The organism is Streptomyces sp. SX-6, assembly GCF_059089585.1.
On the sequence record NZ_JBTHHU010000024.1, the window covers coordinates 1 to 24,887 of the forward strand.

The following is a 24,887-nucleotide window of genomic DNA, read 5'->3' on the forward strand; positions in this document are numbered from 1 at the left end:
CTCCGGGGGGGGGGAGGGGGGGGGGGGGGGGGGGACACACCCCCCCCCCCCCCCCCACGGTCCTACTTGACCACGGAAAGCGGCAGAAGCTTCTTGCCCGTGGGGCCGATCTGGATGGAGGTGTCCATCTGCGGGCAGACCCCGCAGTCGAAGCACGGCGACCAGCGGCAGTCCTCGACCTCGGTCTCGTCGAGGGCGTCCTGCCAGTCCTCCCAGAGCCAGTCCTTGTCGAGACCGGAGTCCAGGTGGTCCCAGGGCAGGACCTCCTCGTACGTGCGCTCACGCGTCGTGTACCAGTCGACGTCCACGCCCTGCGGCGGCAGCGTCTCCTCCGCGCTCTTCATCCACTGGTCGTAGCTGAAGTGCTCGCGCCAGCCGTCGAAGCGGCCGCCGGACTCGTACACGGCGCGGATGACCGCGCCCACGCGGCGGTCGCCGCGCGAGAGGAGGCCCTCGACGATGCCGGGCTTGCCGTCGTGGTAGCGGAAGCCGATGGAGCGGCCGTACTTCTTGTCGCCGCGGATCTTGTCGCGCAGCTTCTGCAGCCGGGCGTCGGTCTCCTCGGCGGAGAGCTGCGGGGCCCACTGGAACGGCGTGTGCGGCTTGGGCACGAAGCCGCCGATGGACACGGTGCAGCGGATGTCGTTGGACTTCGACACCTCACGGCCCTTGGCGATCACGTTGACCGCCATGTCGCCGATCTGGAGGACGTCCTCGTCGGTCTCGGTGGGCAGGCCGCACATGAAGTACAGCTTCACCTGGCGCCAGCCGTTGCCGTACGCGGTCGCGACGGTCCGGATGAGGTCCTCTTCCGAGACCATCTTGTTGATGACCTTGCGCATGCGCTCGGAGCCGCCCTCGGGGGCGAAGGTCAGACCGGAGCGACGGCCGTTGCGGGTCAGCTCGTTGGCCAGGTCGACGTTGAACGCGTCGACGCGGGTCGACGGCAGGGAGAGGCCGATCTTGTCGTCCTCGTAGCGGTCGGCCAGGCCCTTGGCGACGTCGCCGATCTCGGTGTGGTCGGCGGACGAGAGGGAGAGCAGGCCGACCTCTTCGAAGCCGGTCGCCTTCAGGCCCTTGTCCACCATCTCGCCGATACCGGTGATGCTGCGCTCACGCACCGGGCGGGTGATCATGCCCGCCTGGCAGAAGCGGCAGCCACGCGTGCAGCCGCGGAAGATCTCGACGGACATCCGCTCGTGCACGGTCTCCGCGAGCGGGACCAGCGGCTGCTTGGGGTAGGGCCACTCGTCGAGGTCCATGACGGTGTGCTTGGACACGCGCCACGGCACGCCGGAGCGGTTGGGCACGACGCGGCCGATCCGGCCGTCGGCCAGGTACTCCACGTCGTAGAACTTGGGGACGTACACCCCGCCCGTCTTCGCCAGGCGGAAGAGCAGCTCGTCGCGCCCGCCCGGGCGGCCCTCCTGCTTCCAGGCGCGGACGATCTTCGTGATCTCCAGCACAGCCTGCTCGCCGTCGCCGATGACGGCGCAGTCGATGAAGTCGGCGATGGGCTCGGGGTTGAACGCGGCGTGCCCGCCGGCCAGGACGACCGGGTCGTCGATGCCGCGGTCCTTGGCCTCCAGCGGGATGCCGGACAGGTCCAGGGCCGTGAGCATGTTGGTGTAGCCGAGCTCGGTGGAGAAGCTCAGGCCGAAGACGTCGAAGGCCTTGACCGGCCTGTGCGCGTCCACGGTGAATTGCGGCACGTCGTGCTCGCGCATCAGCTTCTCGAGGTCCGGCCACACGCTGTACGTGCGCTCGGCGAGGACGCCCTCCTGCTCGTTGAGGACCTCGTAAAGGATCATGACGCCCTGGTTGGGCAGACCGACCTCGTAGGCGTCGGGGTACATGAGCGCCCAGCGGACGTCAGTGCTTTCCCAAGGCTTGACGGTGGAGTTCAGCTCGCCACCGACGTACTGGATCGGCTTCTGAACGTGCGGAAGAAGGGCTTCCAAGCGTGGGAAGACCGACTCGACCGACTCGACAGGCATTCGCGAATGTCTCTCATGAGCGGACAGGGGTGACCCTCAAGGGTAACCCGCCCGCGAAGGGCCCATTCGGGTCACGCCCCCAGGCCCTCCCGCCACCGCCGTGCGGACGCCTCGCCCCACACCCCGGGCAGCGCCCGCTCGTCGTCGGCGGCGCGCTGCTCCTCGCGGCCGTACAGCAGCCCGTACGTGAAGCCCGGCTCCCCCGCGGCGTGGGCCTCGGCCTCGAGGCCCCGGAGGGCGCCGCGGGCCATGACGCTGTCCTGGTGGTCGCCGAGCAGGGTCTGTACGGCCTTCATCTGACGGGCGAAGCGGCCCGCGTCCCGGCCCAGGGCCGGGGTCGCGGCCTCCGCCGCGTAGCGGGCACGCTTGGCGGCCTTGCGGGCCTCGTGGAGGGCGGTGTCCCGCCCGGTGCCCGGGTCCGCCGCGAGGGCGTGCTCGACGCGGGCGGCGAGGCGGCCGTAGTCGCGCAGCACGGCCTTGGCCAGCACCGGCCGGGGCGGGCGCGCGGCGGCGGGCCCCAGCGGCGGGTCGGCGAGGAGGGTGTCGAGGGCATCGAGCAGCGCGAGGTAGCGCTTGCTGTCGAGGACGGCGGCCACGCGCCGCCGCGACGCCCCGCGGCGGCCGCTCGACCAGGAGCGCAGCCGGGCGCGGACGGGCCCGCGGACCAGGGTGCGCGGCACCTCGCCGAGCCGCTCGCGCAGCCGGTCGGCGAGCACCTCGCGGTCGCGGTCGACGCCCAGCTCGGCGGCGAGCCACTTGAGGTCCTCGCCGAGCGGGTCGGTGGCCCGCCGGTCGAGGACCTTGCCGTACGAGCGGAAGGCGCCGCGCAGCCGCCGGGTGGCGACGCGCATCTGGTGCACGGCGTCCTCGGTGCCGCGGCGGGCCCCGGGGTCGAGGGCGGCGATGGCCTCGGCCTGTTCGCGGACGTATGCGAGGACGCAGTCCCCCGCGGTGGGCCTGCCCTTGCGCTTGCGCGGTGGCTCCTCGTGCCGTTCCAGCGCGCGAGCGAGCTTGGAGGGCCATGCGGCGGGCCTCAACCCCGCCTTGCGCAGGCGGGGTTCGAGGGCGTCGAACAGCTCGGGGCCGGAGTCCCGGGCCAGCTCGACCTCGACCTCCGTCCAGCGGACCGTACCCTCTTCGCCGTGCAGGCGGGTGGCGGTGACGTCGTCCGCCGAGGCCTCGGCGAGCAGGGCGCCCCGGTCGTCGAGCAGGTGCTGTACGCGGCGCCGGGTGGCGATCCGTACGACCGGCAGCAGCGCCGTGTCCCGGGTCCGGGAGCGGACGAGCGCCGCGAGGGCGCGCGGGACGCGGGCGGAGAGCGGGGCGCGGATCTCGTCCCGTACCCCGGGGGCGACGGGGAGCTTGAGGTGCCACCCGGCGTCGTCGCCACCGGTGCGGCGGCGCAGGGTGATGCCGGCGGCGAGGAGCCGGTGGTCGGCGGTGTCGTAGTAGACGGCGTCCAGTTCGGCCGTGCCCCGGTCGGTGACGCTCGCGACGGGCGCGGCCTTGCTCAGGTCGGGGAGCCGGGCCGCGCCCGGTTCATCGCCGGATTCGTACTTCCGCTCGATCTCTCGCACGGTGTCCGCCATGTCGCCGAATCTAGTCGGCGAACGAGCGGGACGGCAGACCCTATGCCGCCACGAGCGGACGTTGGGTCCTGATCGCCTGGAGCAGCCCCACGGCGATCCAGGCGGCGAACATCGACGAGCCGCCGTAGGAGACGAAGGGCAGCGGCAGTCCGGTGACCGGCATGATGCCGAGCGTCATGCCGATGTTCTCGAAGGACTGGAAGGCGAACCAGGCGATGATCCCGGCGGCCACGATCGTCCCGTACAGGTCGGTCGCCTCCCGGGCGATCCGGCACCCGCGCCACAGCACCACCCCGACCAGCAGGATGATGGCGCCCGCGCCGACGAAGCCGAGCTCCTCGCCCGCGACGGTGAAGACGAAGTCGGTCTGCTGCTCCGGTACGAACTGGCCGATGGTCTGCGGCCCGTGGAAGAGGCCCGCGCCGGTCAGGCCGCCGGAGCCGATGGCGATGCGGGCCTGCATGGTGTTGTAGCCGATGCCCATCGGGTCGAAGGACGGGTCGGCGAAGGCGGCGAAACGATTGATCTGGTACTCGTCGAGGATCCCGAGCTGCCAGATGAGGACGCAGCCGAGCACCCCGGCCCCGGCCAGGCCGGCGATCCAGCGGTTCGAGGCGCCGGAGGCCAGCAGGACGGCGAGGACGATCACCACCAGGACCATGACCGAGCCGAGGTCGGGCATCAGCAGGATGACCAGGACCGGCAGGCCTGCGACACCGAGGGCCTGCAGGACGCTGCGGTGACCGGGACGGTCCCGGTCCCCCGCGTCGACCTGCCGGGCGAGCAGCATCGCCATGCCCAGGATGATGGTGATCTTGGTGAATTCGGAGGGCTGGATCGAGAAGCCGGCGCCGAGCTGGATCCAGGACCGGGCACCGTTGATCGTCGCCCCGAGCGGGGTGAGCACGGAGGCGGTGGCCAGGACGGACAGGGCGTAGAGCACCGGTACGGCCCCGCGCAGCGCCCGGTGTCCGGCCCAGATCACCCCGGCGGCGAGGGCGACGCCGATGCCGGTGTTGAGGATGTTGCGGAGCAGGAAGTAGTGCGGGTCCCCGTGGGTGAGCTGGTGGCGTCCCCGGGTCGCCGAGTAGACGAGCAGGGTGCTGATGACCGAGAGCGCGAGAGCGGCGAGCAGCATCGGCCAGTCGAGCCGCCACAGGACGGAGTCGCGGCCGGCGAGCCGCTCCCGGCCGGAGCGTCCGGGAGCGAAGCGCCGTATAGGAGCAACGACGCGCCCCCTCCCTCTGTTCGCTTCTCCGCCCGCACGGCGCAGAGGTGCGGCTATCGCTTTCGTCTGCAGCCCGGCGGCCGTGCGTGCGCCGCTCACTCGTCCTCCTTGCGGGACGGGCTCGCGGACGGGGACGGCGGCGGGTCGACGTGCTGGGCCTGGATGCTGCCGTCCTTGTCGATCTTCGGCAGCCCGGCCTCGGGGTGGGACAGCAGCGCCTTCTTCTCGTCGATCTTGCCATTGCCGTCGACACCGTAGAGGGCGTTGTAGATGTTGCGCACCGCAGGGCCGGAGGCACCGGAGCCGGTGCCGCCCTGGGAGATCGTCATGATGACCGTGTAGTCCTTGGTGTACGTCGCGAACCAGGAGGTCGTCTGCTTGCCGGCGACCTCGGCGGTGCCGGTCTTGGCGTGCATCGGGATCTCCTTCTGCGGCCAGCCGCCGAACCGCCAGGCGGCCGTTCCCTCGGTGGCCACGCCGGCGAGGGCGGCGTCGATCTGGTTGCGGGTGTTGCCCTTGAACGGCAGCCTGCCGTGCGCGGCCGGCTTGATCTCCCGGACGTCCTTGCCGTCGGGGCTGACGACCGCCTTGCCGATGGTGGGATTCCAGAGCGTGCCGCCGTTGCTGACGGCGGCGTAGATGGTGGCCATCTGGATGGGGGTGACGAGGGTGTCGCCCTGGCCGATGGAGTAGTTGACGGAGTCACCGGCGCGCATCCGGGCGAAGGACTCGCAGTTCTCCTTGGCGATCTGGCCCGCGTAGTCCTTGGGGCTGTTGCCCTGCTTGCACCAGGCGTCCTTGTTGGCCTCCCAGTAACGCTTCTTCCAGTCGCGGTCGGGGACGCGGCCGCGCACCTCGTTCGGGAGGTCGATGCCGGTCTCCTTGCCGAGACCGAACTGGTGGGCCGTCTTGTAGAACCAGTCCGCCGGGTTCTTGGGGTTGTTGCCCCCGTCCTTCTGCCACTGGCGGTACGCGAGGTCGTAGAAGACGGTGTCGCAGGAGACCTCGAGCGCGCGGCCGATGTTGATGGGGCCGTAGCCCTTGGACTCGTAGTTGGCGAAGGTCTGCCGGCCGATGCTGTACGAGCTGGAGCAGTTGTAGTTGTCGTTGAAGCCGTAGCCGGCGTTGACGGACGCGGTGGCCGAGATGACCTTGAACACCGAACCGGGCGCGGACTGACCCTGGATGGCCCGGTTGAGCAGCGGGTAGTCGGAGTCGTTGCCGGTGAGGTTCTGGTAGTCCTTGCCGGAGATGCCGCCCACCCAGACGTTGGGGTCGTAGGTGGGGTTGGAGGCCATGGCCACGACACGGCCCGTCCTCGACTCCATGACGACCACGGCACCGGCGTCGGCCTTGTACTTCTCGCCGGTGTTGTGGTCGTACTCCTGGCGGGCGTCCTTCATCGCCTGGTCCAGCTCCCGTTCCGCTATGGCCTGCACGCGGGCGTCGATGCTGGTGACGATGTTGGCGCCGGGCTCGGCCTTGTCGCTCTTGGCCTTGCCGATGACGCGGCCGAGGTTGTCGACCTCGTAGCGGGTGATCCCGGCCTTGCCGCGCAGCTGGGTGTCGTACTGCCGCTCGAGCCCCGAGCGGCCGACCTGGTCGGAGCGGACGAGCGGGGTCTCGGACTCCTTGGACTTGGTCATCTCGTCGTTGGTGACGGGCGACAGATAGCCCAGCACCTGGGCCGCGTTGGCGCCGCCCGGTGCGCCGTAGCGGCGTACGGCCATGGGCTCGGCGGTGATGCCGGGGAACTCCTCGGCGCGCTCGCGGATCTGCAGGGCCTGCTGGGTGGTGGCCTCGTCGGTGATGGGGATGGGCTGGTAGGGCGAGCCGGCCCAGCAGGGCTTGGGCGTCTTGGCGTCGCACAGCCGGACCTTGTCCGCGACGTCCCGGGGCTTCAGGCCGAGGACGGCGGAGAGCCGGCCGATGACGCCCTTGCCCTTGTCGCGCATCTTCATCAGGTCGGTGCGGTTGGCGGAGACGACGAGCCGGGTCTGGTTGTCGGCGAGCGGCACCCCGCGGGCGTCGAGGATCGATCCGCGGGTGGCGGGGGCGATGACCTGCTGGATGTGGTTGTTGGCGGCCTCGGCGGTGTACTGGTCGCCGTTGCGGATCTGGAGGTACCAGAGCCGGCCGCCGAGGGTGACGAGCAGGGAGACGACGAGGATCTGGATGACGATGAGCCGGATACTGACCCGCGAAGTCCGTCCGGTCTCCGGGATGTTGCTCATAGCCGCTTGCCCCCCTTGCCCCAGGCCCTCCGGCTCGTCCCCCGCACCAGCAGCCCCCCGCGCTGGCCGCCGCCGAGGCGGCTCGTCCGGCTGCCGCGGAGGCTGACGCTCGAGAGCCAGCCGTACGAGCCGTCGCCGCCGGTGACGGGGGCGCCGTCACCGGTGAGCTGGTCGCTCTCGCCCTTGCGGGCGAGCGCCATGATCAGTGGCACGGTGAAGGGCGCGAGCAGCAGGTCGTAGAGCGTGGCGGTGAACAGCAGCCCGGTCAGGCCGACATGGCGGGCGGCGGTGTCGCCGACGAGCGAGCCGACCCCGGCGTACAGCAGCGTCGAGGCGATGGCCGCGGCCACGACGACGAGCATCGGGACCGTGGCCGACCGCAGCCGCCCGGTCTCCGGGCGGGCCAGGCCGACCGCGTAGCCGACGACGCACAGCACCAGTGCGTAGCGCCCGGCGGCGTGGTCGGCGGGCGGGGCGAGGTCGGCGAGGAGGCCCGCGCCGAAGCCGACGAGGCAGCCGCCGGCGTGCCCGTAGACGAGGCCGAGGGCGACGACGACGAGCAGCAGCAGGTCGGGGACGGCGCCGGGCAGATGGAGCCGGGCGAAGACGCAGACCTGCAGCACGAGGGCGATCACCACGAGCGCGGTGGAGAGCAGAATCCGGTTGAGGCGCATCGGCATCGGTTCAGTCCCTGGGGCTGGGGTTGGCGCTCGCTGAGGGTGTGGCCGTGACGGTCACCGTGGGCGTCGGTTTGGGCGCTTCCGGCTTGGGCGGCAGTACCGAGTCCCGGGGGTCCGCGCGGGGCGGCTGGACGACGACGCCGACGAGGTCGAGCTTGCTGAAGCCGACGAAGGGACGGACCTGGAGGGTGCGGGTGAGGCTGCCGCCGGCCGGTTCGACACGGACGACCTCGCCGACGGGGACGCCGGGCACGAACGGCTTGTCCTTGCTGGAGCCGAAGGTGACGAGCCGGTCGCCGCGGTGAACGGCCGCCTTGCCGTTGAGGAGTTCCACGCGCAGGGTGCTGTCGCCCTGGCCGCCCGCGAAGCCGATCTCGCCGCTCTTCTCGAGCCGGGTGCCGACGGTGAACTTGGGGTCGCTGGCCAGCAGCACGGTGGCGGTGGACGGTGCGACGGTGGTCACCCGGCCGACGAGGCCGTCGCCGTTGAGCACGGTCATGTCGCGCCGGATGCCGTCGTTGCTGCCGGCGTCGATGGTGACGGTCCAGGAGAAGCCCTGGGCCGCTCCTATGGCGATGACCTGGGCGGCCTTGATGCCGTACTGGCCTCGGCCCCCGGTCTTGAGCATGCTGTCGAGCTCACGGACCCGGGCGCGGTTGCGGTCGTCGCTGCCGAGCCGCTGCTTGAGCTCGGTGTTCTCGCGCTCGAGGTCGGTGATCCTCTTGCTGCGGTCACCGGAGTCCCGGATGGCGGCGACGGCGTTCGCCACCGGGTCGACGGCCGCGGCGACGCCCTTCTCCACCGGGCCGAACGCCGAGGCGGCGCCGTGCCGGACACCGTCCAGGGGGGACTGCTCGCCGCCGCGAATGTCGATCGTGATCAACGCGAACGCGACGGCGACCAGTAGAACCAACAGCAGCCGACTCTCTCGTGTGTCCCTCACGTGCGGCGGCATGCCCTTCTCGTCGGACCGGCCCCGACTGCGGGCCCGAGCCGGTCATCGGCAGCGTTGTGCCTGTATATCAGGTTGTTCGGGCCTGATCCGGCCACCCACCATCAACGCACCATCAACGACGGGGCTGGGCGTCCAGCACCTGCTGCAACGCCTCGAATTCCTCGACACACTTGCCGGAGCCGAGCGCCACGGAGTCCAGCGGGTCCTCGGCGATATGGATCGGCATGCCGGTCTCGCGGCGCAGCCGCTCGTCGAGGCCGCGCAGCAGGGCGCCGCCGCCGGTGAGCACGATGCCCCGGTCCATGACGTCACCGGAGAGCTCGGGCGGGCACTTGTCGAGCGTGGTCTTGACCGCGTCGACAATGGAGTTGACGGGCTCCTCGATGGCCTTGCGGACCTCGGCGGCCGAGATGACCACCGTCTTCGGCAGACCGCTGACCAGGTCACGGCCGCGGATCTCGGTGTGCTCGTCCTGCTCCAGGTCGTACGCCGAGCCAATGGTGATCTTGATCTGTTCGGCGGTGCGCTCGCCCAGCAGGAGGCTGTATTCCTTCTTGATGTGCTGGATGATCGCGTTGTCCAGCTCGTCGCCCGCGACGCGGATGGACTGCGCGGTGACGATGCCGCCCAGCGAGATCACGGCGACCTCGGTGGTGCCGCCGCCGATGTCGACGACCATGTTGCCGGTGGCCTCGTGGACCGGCAGGCCCGAGCCGATCGCGGCGGCCATCGGCTCCTCGATGATGTGCACCTGGCGGGCACCGGCCTGCGTGGACGCCTCGATGACGGCACGGCGCTCGACGCCGGTGATGCCGGAGGGCACGCAGACGACGACACGCGGGCGGGCCATCCAGCGGCGCTTGTGGATTTTGAGGATGAAGTAGCGCAGCATGCGCTCGGTGATCTCGAAGTCGGCGATCACGCCGTCCTTCAGAGGCCGGACCGCGACGATGTTCCCCGGGGTGCGGCCGATCATCTTCTTCGCCTCGGCACCCACTGCCAGGATGCCGCCGGTGTTGGTATTGATGGCGACTACTGACGGTTCGTTGAGTACGATCCCGCGACCTCTGACGTACACCAGCGTGTTGGCGGTCCCGAGGTCGACAGCCATGTCACGGCCGATGAACGACATGTTGTTCCCCATGAGGATACGTCTGGCCTTCCCAACTGGAGCGATTGCTTACTTGAGGTCGGCAGGTGGTGCGCTGCGGTGCGCGGAAACTTCATCGTAGTCGCGACCGGGTCAAGGCGGCGCGACATGCTCCGCCATTGTCGGCGGAACGCAAGTCCTCCCCTGTAATGGTGACGTCGTGTCGGAGTGAGAGGTTCCCCCGTTCGGCACGCATATGTCAGAGGGCGACCGAAAGGAAAATCGGTCGCCCCTGATCACAATGGGCGTGCGCCTGATCAAGTATCAGGCGAGGCCCGGAAAGAAAATCTTGATTTCTCGCTCGGCGGACTCCTCGGAGTCCGAGGCGTGGATGAGGTTCTCGCGCGTGATGGTGCCGAAGTCACCACGGATGGAACCCGGGGCGGCCGAGATGGGGTCGGTCGGCCCGGCCAGCGCCCGTACACCCTCGATGACCCGCTCGCCCTCGACCACCATGGCCACGACGGGGCCGGAGGACATGAAGCCCATCAGGGGCTCGTAGAACTCACGGCCGACGTGCTCGGCGTAGTGCTGTTCCAGGGTCGCCCGGTCCAGGGTGCGCAGCTCCAGCGCGGTGATCACCCAGCCCGCCTTGCGCTCGAGGCGGCCGATGATCTCGCCGACCAGCCCGCGCCGGACGGCGTCCGGCTTGAGGAGGACGAGGGTGCGCTGGCTCATACTGCGGCTCCTTGCGGGGCGATCGAGTGTGGTGGCCCAGAGGGTACAGGGGCACCCCACCGGGGTGACACCCCGGACCTGGCCTGGACCTATGCGGCCTCTGCCGCGGCCTCCGCCGCGGCCGCCCAGCGGGCCTTCGCCTCGTCGATCTTGCGGCCGTAGTGGACAGACGCCCACCACAAGCCGCCGAAGACCGCGCCGAGGATGAACATCGTCGGGATGACGAAGCCGCTCGCCAGCAGACCGATCTGCAGCGCCCAGCCCAGCTGGACCCCGCCGGGCCGGCCGATCATGCCGCACAGCAGCACGCTCAGCACCATGGCCGTGCCGCTGACCGCCCAGACCGTGCCCGTGGACAGGTCCGTCATCTTCATCGCGACCAGACCGGCGAAGCCGATCACGAAGAATTCACCGATCAGAGTGCTCGCGCAGAGCGTCCGCATGTCAACTCCTTCCCAGCAGCAGCCGGGCCTCGCCCACCGTGTACACCGAGCCGGTCACCAGCACGCCGGCGCCCGCGAACTCACCCTCTTCTTCGGCAAGGGTGATCGCCGCCTCGAGGGCGTCGTCCAGCCGCGGTTCGACCTGCACCCGCTCGGCGCCGAACACCTCGACCGCCAGCGCGGCCAGCTCGTCGGCGTCCATGGAGCGGTGGGTGGAGTTGCTGGTCACGACGACCTCGGCGAAGACCGGCTCGAACGCCTCGAGCAGGCCCCGGACATCCTTGTCGGCACTGGTGGAGACCACGCCGATCAGCCGGCTGAAGCCGAAGGACTCGGTGACGGCCTCGGCGGCCGCCCGCGCGCCCGCGGGGTTGTGCGCGGCGTCCAGCACGACCGTGGGGCTGCTGCGCACGACCTCCATGCGCCCCGGCGAGGTGACCGAGGCGAAGGCCCGGCGCACGACGTCGAGATCCAGCGTGCGGGCGTGCTGCGAGCCGATGCCGAAGAACGCCTCGACCGCCGCGAGCGCCACCGCCGCGTTGTGCGCCTGGTGCGCGCCGTGCAGCGGGAGGAAGATCCCGGGGTATTCGCCGCCGAGCCCGCGCAGGGTCAGCAGCTGGCCGCCGACCGCGACCTCGCGGGCGACGACGCCGAACTCCATGCCCTCGCGGGCGACCGTCGCATCGACCTCGACCGCGCGCTTGAGGAGCACCTGTGCGGCGTCCACCGGCTGCTGCGCCAGCACGACCGTGGCGTCCTGCTTGACGATCCCCGCCTTCTCGGCGGCGATCTCGCCGGGCGTCTCGCCGAGCCGGTCGGTGTGATCGAGCGCTATCGGCGTGACGACCGCGACCGTGCCGTCGACGACATTCGTCGCGTCCCAGGTGCCGCCCATGCCGACCTCGACGACCGCCACGTCGACCGGGGCGTCCGCGAAGGCCGCGAAGGCCATGCCGGTGAGCACCTCGAAGAACGAGAGCCGGAACTCCTCGCGCTCGTCGACCATCCGCACATACGGCTCGATGTCGCGGTAGGTCTCGATGAAGCGCTCGGCACTGATCGGCGCGCCGTCCAGGCTGATGCGCTCGGTGACCGACTGCACGTGCGGGCTGGTGTAGCGGCCGGTGCGCAGGTCGAAGGCGAGCAGCAGCGCCTCGATCATGCGGGCGGTGCTGGTCTTGCCGTTGGTGCCGGTGATGTGGATCGAGGGGTACGCGCGCTCCGGCTCGCCCAGGATGTCCATGAGCTTGCGGATGCGCACGAGCGAGGGGTCGAGCTTGGTCTCGCCCCAGCGCCCCGCCAGCTCGGCCTCCACCTCGCGCAGCGCGCGGTCGACCTCCGGGTCCGCGGGGCGGGCCGGCACGGCGTCGCCCTGCGGCGGCCCGGCCTGGGTGCGCAGCGTACGGCTGCCTGCCTCGATCACGGCGAGGTCAGGGTCGCGGTCGGCTTCCGCGTCCACGATCTCGTCGAAACGGTCCTCGGGGTTCTCGGGATTCTCGGTGCTGTCGTCGTCGTTGTTCTGGGGGCGCTCGCTCACGCCGTCCAGTCTACGGAGCGGGTACGACACACAGGGCAAGGAGCACGTCCCTCTGCTTTGGCATACGGTTTTTCCATGGGCTCCGAGGACCGGGACCGGCTCCAAGCGGTCCTGGAGGCACTGCCCGCCGGCGCGCTCCTGCAGAGCCCCGCCGACGAGATAGTGGCGGTCAACCGGCAATTCATCCGCATGTTCGGCCTCGAGGGCCGGGCGGACCTCTCCCCCGGCGCCCCCATGCGGCCGCTCGTCCCGCTCGTGCCGCTCGTACGGGCCTTCGGCGGGGAACCCGCCCGGCCCCATGTCCACCGCGTCGCCGAGATCCCCCTCGCCGACGGGCGCACCATACGCCGCCGCGTCGAGCCCCTCCGCCACGGCGGCACCTACCTGGGCGCGCTGTGGACGTTCACCGACATCACCGAGCAGAAACGGCGCGAGCACGACCTCGAGCGGGACAACCGCGCCCTCACCGAGCTCGCCCGGCAGCGCAACGCCTTCACGGCGGCCGCCTCGCACGAGCTGCGCACCCCCCTCACCACCGTCATCAGCTTCGGCGAGCTCCTCACCGACCCGGCGTTCGGCGCCCTCACCTCGGAGCAGCGCGCCTTCGTCGAGGCCATCCGCCGCAACGGCGAGCGCATGCAGCGGGTGATATCCGACCTGCTGTTCACCACCCATATGCGGGCCACCACGCCCGAGCTGGAGTTCGGGGCCGTCGACGTGCCCGCCATGCTCCAGGACGCCGTCCTGGACTTCCTGACCGCCGCCCGCCGGCCGATCGTCTTCACCGTCCTGGACTGCGCGCCCGGCCCCGCCCTGCGCGGCGACCGGCACCGCCTCCAGCACGTCCTGGGCAACCTGCTCGAGAACGCCGCCAAATTCACCCCGCCCGACGGCCGGATCACCGTCACCGCCGCGGCGCACGGCGCGCACTGGACGATCGAGGTCGCCGACACCGGCATCGGCATCCCCGAGGACGCCCGCGAGGGCATCTTCACCGGCTTCGTACGCGCCGCGAACGCCCGCGCGGGCGGCTACCCCGGGACCGGGCTCGGGCTGGCCATAGGCCGCATGCTCGTCGAGCTGCACGGCGGCACGCTCACCGCCGGTGGCGTCGAGGGGGAGGGTGCCGTCTTCACCATCCTCCTGCCCGTCGCGGGCCCGCCTTCCCCGCCGCCCGAGGAGGACGTGCCATGACGCGCGTCCTCGTCGTCGAGGACGACGCCGACCTCGCCCTCGCCCTGCGCACCCTGCTCACCCGGGCCGGCCACGAGGTCGTCCACGCCGACGACGGCCGCGAGGCGCTGCGCCTGCTCTTCGCCGAACGGCCCGGCCTGCTGATCCTCGACATCGGCCTGCCCGAGCTCGACGGCTGGGAGGTGCTCGAACGCACCCGGGACCTCAGCGACCTGCCCGTCCTGCTGCTCACCGCGCGCGGCGCCGAGAGCGACCGGGTGCGGGGGCTGCGCTCCGGGGCCGACGACTACCTGCCCAAGCCCTTCGGCAACGACGAGTTGCTCGCCCGCGTCGAGGCCCTGCTGCGCCGCAGCGCGCCCGGCCGCTGGGCCGGGGACTCCTTCGACGACGGGCTGCGGCTCGTCCCCGAACGCCGCTCGGCGGTGTGGCAGGGGCAGGAGGCCCGGCTCAGCGACATCGAGTACCGGCTGCTCCAGGTGCTCGTCCGCAACCGGGGGCGGGTGATCACGACCGACCAGTTGCTCGACCGGGTGTGGGACGACCAGGAGGGCACGGGGCGGGAGCGGGTGAAGTTCGCGGTGCTGAGGCTGCGGCGGAAGCTGCGGCAGGCGGCGGGGGACGAGGCGGCGGATCCGCTGGAGGCGGTGCGGGGGCTGGGGTACCGGTACCGGGTGGAGGGTTCCAGCCCGTCCGGCGATTGAGGACCAACGCGGCGGAGCCGCGTTGCCCCGGGCCGGACGGCCGGGACCAAAGTCCCCCGCACCCCCCGCGCAGCGATCCGCAACCGTCCCGCAACCGAACTCCATCCGCACGGACAACCGACCCCCCGCACTGTCTGGTGCTGTCCCCGCCGTCAGCCCCAGCAGGAGCACCCCCATGTCTCTCCCCTCCCGTAGCGTCGCTGTCGTCCTCGGTACCCGCCCCGAGCTCGTCAAGCTCACCGACCTCGTCCGCCTGCTGGGCCCCGCCGCCCACCTGGTGCACACCGGTCAGCACTACGACGAGGAGCTGTCCGGCCGCTTCCTGACCGAGCTGGGGCTGCCCGAGCCCACGTTCCTCACCGGTGTCGGCGGGCAGCCGCGCGCCGTGCAGATCTCCGCCGCGCTCGCCCAGCTCGACGAGCTGTTCACGGCCGAGCCGCCGCTGGCCGTCGTCGTGCAGGGCGACACCAACGCCGCCCTCGCCGGTGCGCTGGCCGCCAACGCCCGCGGCATCCCGCTGCTGCACGTCGAGGCCGGTCTGCGCAGCCACGACCGCAACATGCCCGAGGAGCACAACCGCGTCCTCATCGACCGCATCGCCGACGTGCTGTGCGCCGCCACCGAGGACAACCGCGCCAACCTGCTCGCCGAGGGGATCGACGACGCCCGTATCGCCGTCACCGGCAACACCGTCGTCGAGGCCGTACGCAACCAGCTCCCCGGCGCCGCCGAGCGCGCCGCGCTCCTGGAGCGGCACGGGCTGACCGCCGACTCCTACGTTCTGGCCACCGTCCACCGGCCCGAGAACACGGACGACCCCGAGGCCCTGCGCGCCGTGCTCACCGAGCTGGCCGGCATCGCGGGCGACGGCACCCCCGTCCTGCTCCCCCTGCACCCGCGCACCCGGGCCCGCATCGCCTCCGCCGGGCTGGCGGAGCTGCTCGCCCCGCTCGTGGTGACCGCGCCCCTCGGCTACGCCGAGTTCCTCGCGGTGGCCCGGCACGCCGCGCTGATCGTCTCCGACTCCGGCGGCGTGCAGGAGGAGGTCACCGTCCTCGGCCGCCCGCTGGTGGTCGTACGCCGCTCCACCGAACGCCCCGAGGCCATGGCCGACTTCGCCGACCTCGTCGAGCCCGGCCGGCGCATCGGCGAGCTCGCCCGCAAGCGGCTGGCGGAGGGCTCCGAGGGGCTCCGCCGTCTCGCCGCGCTGCCGAGCCCGTTCGGCGACGGCCTCGCCTCGGAGCGGATCACGGCCCTGCTGGCCCGCATCGCCGAGGTTTCCGTGCCCGTGCGCCTCGCCGCATAACCGCCTTCGCGCGCAACCGCCGCCCCGCGCCCGCCCCCGGAAACTCCCCCAACCCCCCAGGTACTTCCGCATGTTCTCCAGCCCCCTCCTGCTCGCCTTCCCCTTCTTCCTCCTCGCCTGTTTCCTCCTCTACTGGGCCGGCGCCCGCCACGCCTACACGCGCCGCCCCGAGGTCGTCACCGGCGACCCCGGCGCCCTCGACTGGCACTTCTTCGTTCCCTGCCGTGACGAGGAGGCCGTGGTCGCCACCACCGTCGGCCGCCTGCGCGCCGACCACCCGCGCGCCCATGTGTGGGTGATCGACGACGACAGCGAGGACCGCACCGGCGCGATCGTCGCCGAGCTCGCCGAGGACGACCGCCGTGTGCACCTCGTGCGCCGTCACCGCCCCAACGCCCGCCAGGGCAAGGGCGCCGCGCTCAACGCCGCGTACGACGAGCTGAACCAGTTCCTGTCCAAGGACACCGACCGCGAGCGCGTCGTCGTCTGCGTCATCGACGCCGACGGCCAGCTCGACCCCAACGCCCTCAACATCGTCAGCGGCCCGGCCGGCTTCGGCGACCCCGAGACCGGTGGCGTCCAGGTCAGCGTCCGTATGCGCAACACCGAGGACGAGCGCCCGCTGCCCGACCGCGGCCGCGCCCGCAATGCGTTCGCCCGGCTGCTGGTGCGCATGCAGGACATGGAGTTCTCCGTCTCCAACGCCGGTATGCAGCTGCTGCGCGGCCGCACCGGTTCCGTCGGCCTCGGCGGCAACGGCCAGTTCACCCGTCTCTCCGCCCTCGACCGCATCGCGGAGCAGGAGCGCCGCCCGTGGAAGCACGGCGCGCTGCTGGAGGACTACGAGCTCGGCCTGCACATGATCCTCAGCGGTGACCGCATATCCCACATAGCCGACACCTGGGTCTCCCAGGAGGGCCTGCCGCACGGCCGCCGGTTCTTCACCCAGCGCACCCGCTGGGCGCAGGGCAACCTCCAGTGCGTCCGCTACGCGCCGCGCATCATCTCCTCGCGCCACTACAGCGGCAAGGGTGTCCTCGAGACGCTGTACACCTTCCTCCAGCCCGTCGCCCACCTGGTCACGCTCGCGCTGTGCGCAGTGATGTTCGTGTACCTCGGCCTGGCCGCCGCCGAGGACGGCGTCGGTTCCGCCTTCGGTGGGATGATCGCCCTCTGGCCGCTCATCCTGGGCCTGGCCGTAGTCTCCGTCATGCCGTTCGTGCTGTGGGGCCCGATCTACCGCCGCGACCGTGCGACCGACCGCTCGCTGCTCACCGCGCTGCTGTGGGGGCTGGCGCTGTGGCTGTACGCGTACCACCTCTTCCCGGTGTCCGCCCGCGGTTTCGTCCGGATGCTGCGCGGCCGCAACGGCTGGGCCAAGACCCGCCGCAACGCCGAGAAGGTCGAGTCCGGCCCTGTCGCAATCGAGGCCTGAGCCACGGCAGATGAGGCCTGAGTCACAGCAGACGCAGGCAACCCCGGATAGCGTTCCACCCTCTCACCGCCGGTGACAGGTGTGCCCGGAGCCGGCAGGGCTCCGGGCTGTGGAACGGAGCGTTGTGCGGATACCGGTACTGAGCAATAGGACCCATCTGCTGTTGCTCACCGCGTGGGCCGTTCTCTGGTTCCTCGTGGTCGAGCCCAGCGGTGGGTTCTCCTGGCACTATCTGCGCACCGGCGGCGAACTCATCTACAACGGCGGCTCGTCGGACGACGGCGGCCTCAACCTCTACGCCCGCCACCCCGAGTTGCAGATGGGCCCGGTCAGCTTCCTGATGGCGGGGCTCTTCAACCCGTTCCCCGCCGTGGTCGGCCAGGTCATGGCCGAGGCGCTGATGTCCGCCCTGGGCCTGGTGATCGTGGTGCTGGCCGGCCGCAGCGCGGCCATGCACCTCCTGGGCACCGGTACCAACCACCAGAAGCTGCGGCAGCGCGTCCTCATCGCGGGCCTGGCCTTCATCCCCATGTGGATCGAGGTCTCGGTCCGCTTCGCGCATCTCGACGACGTCCTCGCGCTGTTCTTCACCGCCCTGGCCGTCTATTACCTGACGCGCAACAACGCGGCGGCCACCGGCATCTGCATGGCGCTCGCCCTGGACTCCAAACCGACCGCCCTCGCCTTCCTGCCGCTGCTGCTCGCCCTGCCGAAGGACCGGTGGGTGCGCGCCGGGCTGTGGTGCGCGGGCCTGGTGGCGGTCGCCTGGCTGCCGTTCTTCCTCATGGACGTGCACTCCTTCGCCGCCGCGAAGTTCACCATCCCCAACAGCCCGGCGTCGGCGCTGCGTTGGCTCGGCGGCAACACCCCGGTGACGCCCGACTGGGCCCGCCCCGCGCAGGCCGCGGTCGGCCTGACGCTGGGCGCGATCGCGGTATGGCGCGGCAGATGGGCGGCAGTGGTACTGCTGGGCGCCAACGCCCGTATCGTCCTGGACCCCAGCGTCTACACCTACTACACGGCGTCCGTACTGCTGGGCACCCTGCTGTGGGACGTGTGCGGCCAGCGGCGCCTGGTGCCGCTGTGGAGCTGGCTGGCGCTGGCCGTCCTCTACGGCAGCGTGTTCATCGTGCACGACGACTCCACGCGGGGCCTGATCCGTCTGGTCTTCGTCGCCGTGACGACGGTGTACGTCCTGTTCTGGCCGCAGCGCGACCGCCGGGACCGCAACAACCGCCGGGGGAACCGGGTGGAGCACGAGCCCCTGGAAGGACCGTGGGGTCCGATGTGGGACCCGGGCCGTACGAAGCCCTGAGCCCGCTGAGCGGGCTTGTTGAAGTCCGGTGCGGTACCGCGTCCCGAAGGGGCGCGGGGAACTGCGCTCGTGTCGGTGCCCCCGCAGCTGGGTCCAGGCCGCCGGACAGGCACCGGCCCGTTGGCCGACAACGGCGAAGGCCTCGCACCCCTCTTGAGAGGAGTGCGAGGCCTTCGCTGTATCAGCCGTCTCAGCCCTGCGGCAGGGAGGCCAGCTGCGCGGTGATCCGCTCGATGTCGGCCTCGGCCTTGGCCAGCCGCGTACGGATCTTCTCCACCGCCTGCTCGGCCGCCTTGGCCAGGAACGCCTCGTTACCCAGCTTGGCCGTGCACTGCGTCTTGTCCTTCTCGGCCGCGGCCAGCGCCTTGGCCAGGCGCTTGCGCTCCGCCTCGACGTCGATCGTGCCCGACAGGTCGAGCGCGACCGTCGCCCCGGCGACCGGCAGCGTCGCCGTCGCGGTGAAGCCCTCCTCCGCCGGCTGCAGGCGCAGCAGCTGGCGGATCGCACCCTCGTGCGCGGCCAGCGACGTGCCGCTCAGGTCGAGCTCGGCCGGCACCCGCTGGCCGGGCTGCAGGCCCTGGTCGGCGCGGAAGCGGCGGACCTCGGTGATGACCTGCTGGAGGTTCTCGATCTCGGTCTCGGCAGCCGCGTCACGGAAGCCGCTGTCCTTCGGCCAGTCGGCGACGACGAGCGACTCCTTGCCCGTGAGCGTGGTCCACAGCGTCTCGGTGACGAACGGGACGACCGGGTGGAGCAGCTTCAGCGTGACGTCCAGAACCTCGCCGAGGACCCGCGCCGACACCTTGGCCTGCTCGCCGCCGCCCATGAACGTGGTCTTGGACAGCTCGACGTACCAGTCGAAGACCTCGTCCCACGCGAAGTGGTAGAGCGCGTCCGACAGCTTGGCGAACTGGTAGTCCTCGTAGAACGCGTCCACCTCGGCGACGGTCGCGTTGAGCCGGGACAGGATCCAGCGGTCGGTGGCCGACATCTGCTCGGCGGGCGGCAGTTCGCCCTCCACCGTCGCGCCGTTCATCAGCGCGAAGCGGGTCGCGTTCCAGATCTTGTTGGCGAAGTTGCGGGACGCCTGGACCCAGTCCTCGCCGATCGGCACGTCCGTACCGGGGTTGGCGCCCTTGGCGAGAGTGAAGCGGACGGCGTCGGACCCGTACGCGTCCATCCAGTCCAGCGGGTCGACGACGTTGCCGAAGGACTTCGACATCTTCTTGCCGCGCTCGTCGCGCACCAGGCCGGTGAGGGCGATGGTGTGGAACGGCGCGACGCCGTCCATCGCGTAGAGGCCGAACATCATCATCCGGGCGACCCAGAAGAAGATGATGTCGTGGCCGGTGAGCAGGACGTCGGTGCCGTAGAACTTCTCCAGGTCCGGCGTCTTCTCGGGCCAGCCCAGCGTGGAGAACGGCCACAGGCCGGAGGAGAACCAGGTGTCGAGGACGTCCGTGTCCTGGTGCCAGCCCTCGCCCGACGGCGGCTGCTCGTCCGGTCCGACACAGACGACCTCGCCGTCCGGGCCGTACCAGACGGGGATCCGGTGGCCCCACCACAGCTGGCGGGAGATGCACCAGTCGTGCATGTTGTCCACCCAGTCGAAGTAGCGCTTCGACATGTCCTCGGGGTGGATCTTCACCCGGCCGTCGCGGACGGCGTCACCGGCGGCCTGTGCCAGCGGACCGACCTTGACCCACCACTGCATCGACAGCCGCGGCTCGATGGTCGTGCTGCACCGGGAGCAGTGGCCGACGGAGTGGACGTACGGACGCTTCTCGGCGACGATCCGGCCCTGCTCGCGCAGCGCGCGGACGATCGCGGAGCGCGCCTCGAAGCGGTCCAGGCCGAGGAACGGGCCGTGGACGGTGATGTTGCCGCGCTCGTCCATCACGGTCATCGACGGCAGGTTGTGGCGCTGGCCGATGGCGAAGTCGTTGGGGTCGTGGGCCGGCGTCACCTTGACCGCGCCCGTCCCGAACTCCGGGTCGACGTGCGTGTCGGCCACGACGGGGATCGTGCGGTCGGTCAGCGGCAGCTTGATGTGCTTGCCGATGAGGTGCGCGTACCGCTCGTCCTCCGGGTGGACGGCCACGGCCGTGTCACCCAGCATCGTCTCGGCGCGGGTGGTGGCGACGACCAGCGAGTCCTCGCCCTCGCCGTAGCGGATGGAGACGAGCTCGCCGTCGTCCTCCTGGTACTCCACCTCGATGTCGGAGATCGCGGTGAGGCAGCGGGGGCACCAGTTGATGATGCGCTCGGCGCGGTAGATCAGCTCGTCGTCGTAGAGCCGCTTGAAGATCGTCTGGACGGCCTTGGACAGACCCTCGTCCATGGTGAAGCGCTCGCGCGACCAGTCCACGCCGTCGCCGAGCCGGCGCATCTGGCCGAGGATCCTGCCGCCGTACTCCTCCTTCCACTGCCACACGCGGTCGGTGAACGCCTCACGGCCGAGGTCGTGGCGGGACTTGCCCTCCTCGGCGAGCTGCTGCTCGACCTTGTTCTGCGTGGCGATGCCGGCGTGGTCCATGCCGGGCAGCCACAGGGCCTCGAAGCCCTGCATGCGCTTGCGGCGGGTGAGGGCGTCCATCAGCGTGTGCTGGAAGGCGTGGCCCAGGTGGAGGGAGCCGGTGACGTTGGGCGGGGGGATGACGATCGTGTACGGCTTCTTCTCGCTCGAGGCGTCGGCCGTGAAGTAGCCCCGCTCTACCCAGCGCTCGTACAGCGGCCCCTCTACTTCGGCCGGCGCGTACTGGGTCGGCAGTTCGGGGGTGCTGCTGTTCGGCTGCTGAGTGTTATCGGTCACGGGCGAAATTCTACGGGGCAGGTCCGACAGCCCACGACCGGTTTCACCCCCGGGGTAAAGCGCAGGTAAGACGTCGGGAAAGATGGGGCAACATGAGCACCACCCCCATAGCCCCGATGGATCACCCGGCCCCGCGAGGCGGAGGCAGAGGCAGGGTGATCGCCATCACGGCGGGCGCGCTCGCGGTCGCGGGTGCCGGGCTCTGGTTCTTCACCGGCGACGACGGTGACGATGGCACGAAGCCCTACACGATCGTGATGCCGGAGAAGCTCCTCGGCGGCGAGTACGCCCAGGACAAGGAGTCCTCCGACAACGACGAGGCCCCCGAGGACCTGGCCAGGGACAAGACCGCCAAGATGATGGGCATCGTCGACGGCAAGGCCGTCGGGGGCGCGTACATCAACGACAAGAAGCAGAACCTGAACATCTTCGGCGCCTACGGCACGATCGCCGACCCCGCCAAGACCCTCGACGCCATGGTGGCCAAGTCGAAGGGCGGCTCCGAGGAGTCCGGCATCAAGACGGAGACCGTCACACCCTGGACCGAGTTCCACCCGGCCGGCATGGACGGCGCGGTCATGAAATGCACGTCCTCGAAGAGCACGATGAACATGGGCCTCGCCTCGCTCTCGTCCGAGTTCGCCCAGTGCATGTGGGCCGACGGCAGCGCCCTGGGCGCCGTCCAGCACTCGGTTACGAAGACCACCGGCCTGCCCGCCACCGCGAAGGGCATCAAGCCGAACGCCACCGGCAACGCGATGTCGGCGAAGGAGCTGTCCGAGGCGGCCGCCAAGGTGCGCAACGAAATCCGCAAAGACAAATAGGACCCTTGGGGCTCAACCACCCTCCCCTCTGCGACTGTTCCAAAACCGTTGCTCCCCCGCTGTAAAGCCGGAATAAGCCGTCGGCAAGGATGTCGCGACGCAATGACGCGTGCGCGCCCCACAGCGAACGAGAGAGACACAGACACACCATGAGCAACCACCAGCCGGGTCCCTACGGCCAGCCGCCCCAGCCTCCCCGGGGCCCCAACCCGTACGGCCAGGGCGGCGCCCCGGGCCAGCCCGGCTACGGCTACCCGCAGGGCAACCCGTACGGCCAGCAGCCCCCGCAGGCCCCGTACGGCGCCCCGCCCCAGCAGCCGCCGTACGGCGCTCCGCCGCAGGGGCCGTACGGCCAGCAGCCGGGCATGCCGATGCAGGCCCCGTACCCGGCCCCGGTACCGCCGCAGGGCGGCGGCAAGGGCAAGACGGTCGGCATCGTGATCGGAGCGGTGGTGCTCGTGGGCGCGATCGCGGGCGGCGCGTTCGTGTTCCTCAAGGGCGGTAGCAGTGACGGCAATGTGAAGCCGTACACGATCGTGCTGCAGGACAAGCTGGCGGACGGGAAGTACACGAAGGCTCCGTCCGCCGACCCGCAAAAGCAGACCGAGAGCCTCGCCAACAACGACAAGGCCAAGGAGCTGGGCGTCTCCAACGGCACGGGTGTCGTCGGGAGTTACTCCAACGACGACAAGCAGCGGATGATGATCATCGGCATGTACGGCGACATCTCCGACCCGAAGAAGTCGACCGACGCGATGATCGCGAAGATGGACGAGTCCTCCAAGAAGAACCAGGGGACCATGGGGGCCGGCCAGAAAGAAACCGTCACGGACTGGACCGAGTTCCACCCGAGCGGCTTCGACGGTGCCGTCATGAAGTGCAAGGCCGAGAAGACCTCGACCTCCTTCGGCACCATGTCAAGCTCGGTCAACATCAGCACCTGCATCTGGGGGGACTCCAGCGCCCTGACCGTGGTCCAGCACGTGACCCAGAAGATGACCGGCGGCATCACCGGCGGCGTCGGCTCGTCCTCGGCGGACCCGCTGTCCGCCAAGGACCTGGCCGACCTCACGGCCAAGGTCCGCACCGAAGTCCGCAAGGACAAGTAGCCAACCGCACAAGGTGGTTGGCCCGGAGGAAAGAACCATGAGCAATACCCCGAGCCCCTCCCTCCCGGCCGGAGACCCCGGCCCCTACGGGAGCGGCCACACCCCTCCGGGCCAGCCGCCTTTGCCCCCGAAGAGCGGCGGCAGCAACGACGCGAAGGTGATCGGCATTTCCGCGGCTGCCGTCGTCCTCGTGGGCGCACTCGCGGGCGGCTACCTCTACGTCAAGGGCGACGCCCCCATCGACGGCGTGAAGCCGTACACGGTCACGCTGCCCGAAAAGCTGCTGGACGGCACGTACGCCAAGCACGGCAAGGACACCGACCCCAAACAGCTGAGCAACAATCGCCTGGGAATTCACAACGGGACTCAGGTGTCCAACAGTTACTACGGCCCCCAGAAGAAGACCATGATCGTGGTCGGTATCTACGGCGGAATATCCGACCCTCAGAAGTCGGTAGACGCCTGGGCGGCCCGGCACGACGAGAACGCACCCAGCGATGAAAAGGTCGAGGTCGTCACACCCTGGGCAGAATTCCACCCGGCAGGCTTCGACGGCGTCACGATGAAGTGCCAGACCGAGAAGTCCACCAGGGCGAACGGCGCCTTCACCACGGCCACGAACGCCAGCATCTGCATCTGGGGCGACTCCAGCGCGGTGACCCTGGTCGAGGACATGACGGTGGAGGCAAGCTCTGTCTACGACACGGGCAACTCCCGCTCCGAGACCGGCAACGTGATGTCCGCCAAGGAACTGTCCGAGGCCACGGTCAAGGTGCGCGACGAGGTTCGCAAGGAGAAGTAGCAACACCCCTGCAAGGCGATGGGCTCCGAAGGGAACGAGATGAGCTACGACCAGCCCAACCCGTACGGCCAGCCGAACCAGCCCAACCCCTATGGCCAGAACGGCCCCACGGGCCAGCCCGGCTACGGCTATCCCCCACCGGCCCAACCGCCCCAGCAGCAGCCGTATTACCCCCCGCCGCCGCCCATGCCCCCGCAGAGCGGCGGCGGCAAGAGCAAGGGTGTCGTCATAGGCCTGGCGGTAGGCGCCGTGGCCGTCGTGGGCGCCGTCATCGGCGGCATGCTCCTCTTCACCAACAGCGACAAGGGCAGCAGCTCCGTCGCCGACGATGGAAAGCGCTACAAGCTCACGGCTCCGGACACGGTCGCGGGTGAGTTCAAGAAGGACGCCTCCGAAGGCGACGACGGCGGTTTCTCCACAGCGAGGGACAAGTCCAAGTTCGAAGAGCTGGGCGTCAAGAATCCGCAGGACGCCAGCGCCTCGTACAAGTCCAGCGGATTCGCCCCGAGGGTGCTCCAATTCGGCGGCGTCTGGGGTGAGGTGAAGGACCCCGACGCTGTGGTCGACGGTATGTTCAAGGTCATGGCGGACGAGGCGAAAAAGGACTCCTCCACCGGCAACGGCGGAAAGGGCGAACTCGAGGGCACTCCGCAGAAGGTGTCCCCCAGCGGTCTCGACAACGCCGTCATGAAGTGCCAGTACATCAAGATGGTGGGCAACCCCGCAGCACCGAAGGGCTTCAGGACCCCGTTCTGCGTCTGGGCCGACCACAGCACGGTCGCCCTCACGATGCTCGTGGATCCTTCCGCGGTGACGTCCGGCAAGAGCACGACGATCGAGGAGGCTGCGGGCATCGCGGCAAGGGTGCGGCAGGACGCGCGCGTCGAGATCAAGTGAG

At 70.4% G+C, this 24,887-nt stretch carries 20 protein-coding genes; 9 read left to right on the plus strand and 11 right to left on the minus strand.

The features are described from left to right. Positions 1 to 62 precede the first annotated feature (62 nt). From ACV530_RS25110 to folC, 10 genes are all read right to left on the minus strand, one after another. On the minus strand, positions 63 to 1,997 hold the full coding sequence (locus ACV530_RS25110; RefSeq protein WP_494334906.1) for a TIGR03960 family B12-binding radical SAM protein: 1,935 nt from the start codon (positions 1,995 to 1,997) through the stop codon (positions 63 to 65). 71 nt (positions 1,998 to 2,068) lie between these two features. Continuing rightward, positions 2,069 to 3,586, minus strand: a complete 1,518-nt coding sequence (locus ACV530_RS25115; protein ID WP_494334907.1) for a CYTH and CHAD domain-containing protein — start codon at positions 3,584 to 3,586, stop codon at positions 2,069 to 2,071. 40 nt (positions 3,587 to 3,626) lie between these two features. Next, entirely contained in the window at positions 3,627 to 4,805 is a 1,179-nt protein-coding gene (rodA, locus tag ACV530_RS25120; protein WP_494334963.1) for a rod shape-determining protein RodA, read from the minus strand. A gap of 104 nt (positions 4,806 to 4,909) precedes the next feature. Beyond that, positions 4,910 to 7,048: a penicillin-binding protein 2 gene (gene mrdA / locus ACV530_RS25125; protein WP_494334908.1), complete on the minus strand. Its 2,139-nt coding sequence runs from the start codon at positions 7,046 to 7,048 to the stop codon at positions 4,910 to 4,912. Further along, entirely contained in the window at positions 7,045 to 7,722 is a 678-nt protein-coding gene (gene mreD / locus ACV530_RS25130; protein ID WP_494334964.1) for a rod shape-determining protein MreD, read from the minus strand. Before mreD ends, mrdA begins: the two co-directional genes overlap by 4 nt. A gap of 10 nt (positions 7,723 to 7,732) precedes the next feature. Continuing rightward, the gene (gene mreC, locus ACV530_RS25135) at positions 7,733 to 8,671 is read right to left on the minus strand and encodes a rod shape-determining protein MreC (RefSeq protein WP_494334909.1); all 939 of its coding nucleotides are present in this window, start codon (positions 8,669 to 8,671) and stop codon (positions 7,733 to 7,735) included. Between the two features lie 124 nt (positions 8,672 to 8,795). After that, complete coding sequence (locus ACV530_RS25140) at positions 8,796 to 9,815, minus strand: rod shape-determining protein (protein WP_004950903.1); 1,020 nt, start codon at positions 9,813 to 9,815, stop codon at positions 8,796 to 8,798. Between the two features lie 282 nt (positions 9,816 to 10,097). Next, positions 10,098 to 10,511, minus strand: a complete 414-nt coding sequence (gene ndk / locus ACV530_RS25145) for a nucleoside-diphosphate kinase (protein WP_494334910.1) — start codon at positions 10,509 to 10,511, stop codon at positions 10,098 to 10,100. An 89-nt stretch (positions 10,512 to 10,600) separates the two neighbouring features. Next, positions 10,601 to 10,954: a DUF4233 domain-containing protein gene (locus ACV530_RS25150; protein WP_494334911.1), complete on the minus strand. Its 354-nt coding sequence runs from the start codon at positions 10,952 to 10,954 to the stop codon at positions 10,601 to 10,603. Position 10,955: 1 nt separating this feature from the next. Beyond that, positions 10,956 to 12,491, minus strand: a complete 1,536-nt coding sequence (gene folC / locus ACV530_RS25155) for a bifunctional tetrahydrofolate synthase/dihydrofolate synthase (protein ID WP_494334912.1) — start codon at positions 12,489 to 12,491, stop codon at positions 10,956 to 10,958. A gap of 75 nt (positions 12,492 to 12,566) precedes the next feature. On the opposite strand from folC, the gene ACV530_RS25160 reads away from it, so the two are divergent. The 5 genes from ACV530_RS25160 to ACV530_RS25180 all read left to right on the plus strand — a co-directional run bounded on the left by ACV530_RS25160 (position 12,567) and on the right by ACV530_RS25180 (position 18,442). After that, positions 12,567 to 13,685, plus strand: coding sequence for a PAS domain-containing sensor histidine kinase (locus ACV530_RS25160; protein WP_494334913.1), 1,119 nt, complete (start codon positions 12,567 to 12,569; stop codon positions 13,683 to 13,685). Then, positions 13,682 to 14,386: a response regulator transcription factor gene (locus tag ACV530_RS25165; protein ID WP_494334914.1), complete on the plus strand. Its 705-nt coding sequence runs from the start codon at positions 13,682 to 13,684 to the stop codon at positions 14,384 to 14,386. Before ACV530_RS25160 ends, ACV530_RS25165 begins: the two co-directional genes overlap by 4 nt. 175 nt (positions 14,387 to 14,561) lie before the next feature. Next, positions 14,562 to 15,692: a non-hydrolyzing UDP-N-acetylglucosamine 2-epimerase gene (gene wecB, locus ACV530_RS25170; RefSeq protein ID WP_494334915.1), complete on the plus strand. Its 1,131-nt coding sequence runs from the start codon at positions 14,562 to 14,564 to the stop codon at positions 15,690 to 15,692. Between the two features lie 70 nt (positions 15,693 to 15,762). Next, entirely contained in the window at positions 15,763 to 17,127 is a 1,365-nt protein-coding gene (locus tag ACV530_RS25175) for an XrtP-associated glycosyltransferase (protein ID WP_494334916.1), read from the plus strand. Between the two features lie 130 nt (positions 17,128 to 17,257). Further along, positions 17,258 to 18,442 carry a hypothetical protein gene (locus tag ACV530_RS25180; protein ID WP_494334965.1) on the plus strand — a complete coding sequence of 395 codons (1,185 nt, stop codon included), beginning with the start codon at positions 17,258 to 17,260 and terminating at the stop codon, positions 18,440 to 18,442. 190 nt (positions 18,443 to 18,632) lie between these two features. On the opposite strand, the gene ACV530_RS25185 is transcribed toward ACV530_RS25180, so the two are convergent. After that, positions 18,633 to 21,254, minus strand: coding sequence for a valine--tRNA ligase (locus ACV530_RS25185; RefSeq protein ID WP_494334917.1), 2,622 nt, complete (start codon positions 21,252 to 21,254; stop codon positions 18,633 to 18,635). Positions 21,255 to 21,346: 92 nt separating this feature from the next. On the opposite strand from ACV530_RS25185, the gene ACV530_RS25190 reads away from it, so the two are divergent. The 4 genes from ACV530_RS25190 (at position 21,347) to ACV530_RS25205 (ending at position 24,886) form a co-directional block, all read left to right on the plus strand. Continuing rightward, on the plus strand, positions 21,347 to 22,078 hold the full coding sequence (locus tag ACV530_RS25190; RefSeq protein ID WP_494334918.1) for a hypothetical protein: 732 nt from the start codon (positions 21,347 to 21,349) through the stop codon (positions 22,076 to 22,078). Between the two features lie 149 nt (positions 22,079 to 22,227). Next, entirely contained in the window at positions 22,228 to 23,187 is a 960-nt protein-coding gene (locus tag ACV530_RS25195; RefSeq protein ID WP_494334919.1) for a hypothetical protein, read from the plus strand. Between the two features lie 37 nt (positions 23,188 to 23,224). Then, a complete protein-coding gene (locus ACV530_RS25200) occupies positions 23,225 to 23,989 on the plus strand; it encodes a hypothetical protein (RefSeq protein WP_494334920.1) in 765 nt (254 codons plus the stop codon). A 39-nt stretch (positions 23,990 to 24,028) separates the two neighbouring features. Beyond that, positions 24,029 to 24,886 (plus strand): hypothetical protein, encoded by an 858-nt coding sequence (locus tag ACV530_RS25205; RefSeq protein WP_494334921.1) that lies wholly within the window; start codon positions 24,029 to 24,031, stop codon positions 24,884 to 24,886. The last annotated feature ends 1 nt before the right edge of the window (position 24,887 follow it).

Coding starts and splice junctions, on each gene's coding strand:
- ACV530_RS25200 (WP_494334920.1), top strand. CDS start 23,225: ATGAGCAATACCCCGAGCCCCTCCCTCCCGGCCGGAGACCCCGGCCCC.
- ndk (WP_494334910.1), bottom strand. CDS start 10,511: ATGAGCCAGCGCACCCTCGTCCTCCTCAAGCCGGACGCCGTCCGGCGC.
- ACV530_RS25115 (WP_494334907.1), bottom strand. CDS start 3,586: ATGGCGGACACCGTGCGAGAGATCGAGCGGAAGTACGAATCCGGCGAT.
- ACV530_RS25150 (WP_494334911.1), bottom strand. CDS start 10,954: ATGCGGACGCTCTGCGCGAGCACTCTGATCGGTGAATTCTTCGTGATC.
- ACV530_RS25160 (WP_494334913.1), top strand. CDS start 12,567: ATGGGCTCCGAGGACCGGGACCGGCTCCAAGCGGTCCTGGAGGCACTG.
- mrdA (WP_494334908.1), bottom strand. CDS start 7,048: ATGAGCAACATCCCGGAGACCGGACGGACTTCGCGGGTCAGTATCCGG.
- wecB (WP_494334915.1), top strand. CDS start 14,562: ATGTCTCTCCCCTCCCGTAGCGTCGCTGTCGTCCTCGGTACCCGCCCC.
- ACV530_RS25190 (WP_494334918.1), top strand. CDS start 21,347: ATGAGCACCACCCCCATAGCCCCGATGGATCACCCGGCCCCGCGAGGC.
- ACV530_RS25205 (WP_494334921.1), top strand. CDS start 24,029: ATGAGCTACGACCAGCCCAACCCGTACGGCCAGCCGAACCAGCCCAAC.
- ACV530_RS25140 (WP_004950903.1), bottom strand. CDS start 9,815: ATGTCGTTCATCGGCCGTGACATGGCTGTCGACCTCGGGACCGCCAAC.
- ACV530_RS25165 (WP_494334914.1), top strand. CDS start 13,682: ATGACGCGCGTCCTCGTCGTCGAGGACGACGCCGACCTCGCCCTCGCC.
- ACV530_RS25195 (WP_494334919.1), top strand. CDS start 22,228: ATGAGCAACCACCAGCCGGGTCCCTACGGCCAGCCGCCCCAGCCTCCC.
- ACV530_RS25175 (WP_494334916.1), top strand. CDS start 15,763: ATGTTCTCCAGCCCCCTCCTGCTCGCCTTCCCCTTCTTCCTCCTCGCC.
- ACV530_RS25110 (WP_494334906.1), bottom strand. CDS start 1,997: ATGCCTGTCGAGTCGGTCGAGTCGGTCTTCCCACGCTTGGAAGCCCTT.
- mreD (WP_494334964.1), bottom strand. CDS start 7,722: ATGCGCCTCAACCGGATTCTGCTCTCCACCGCGCTCGTGGTGATCGCC.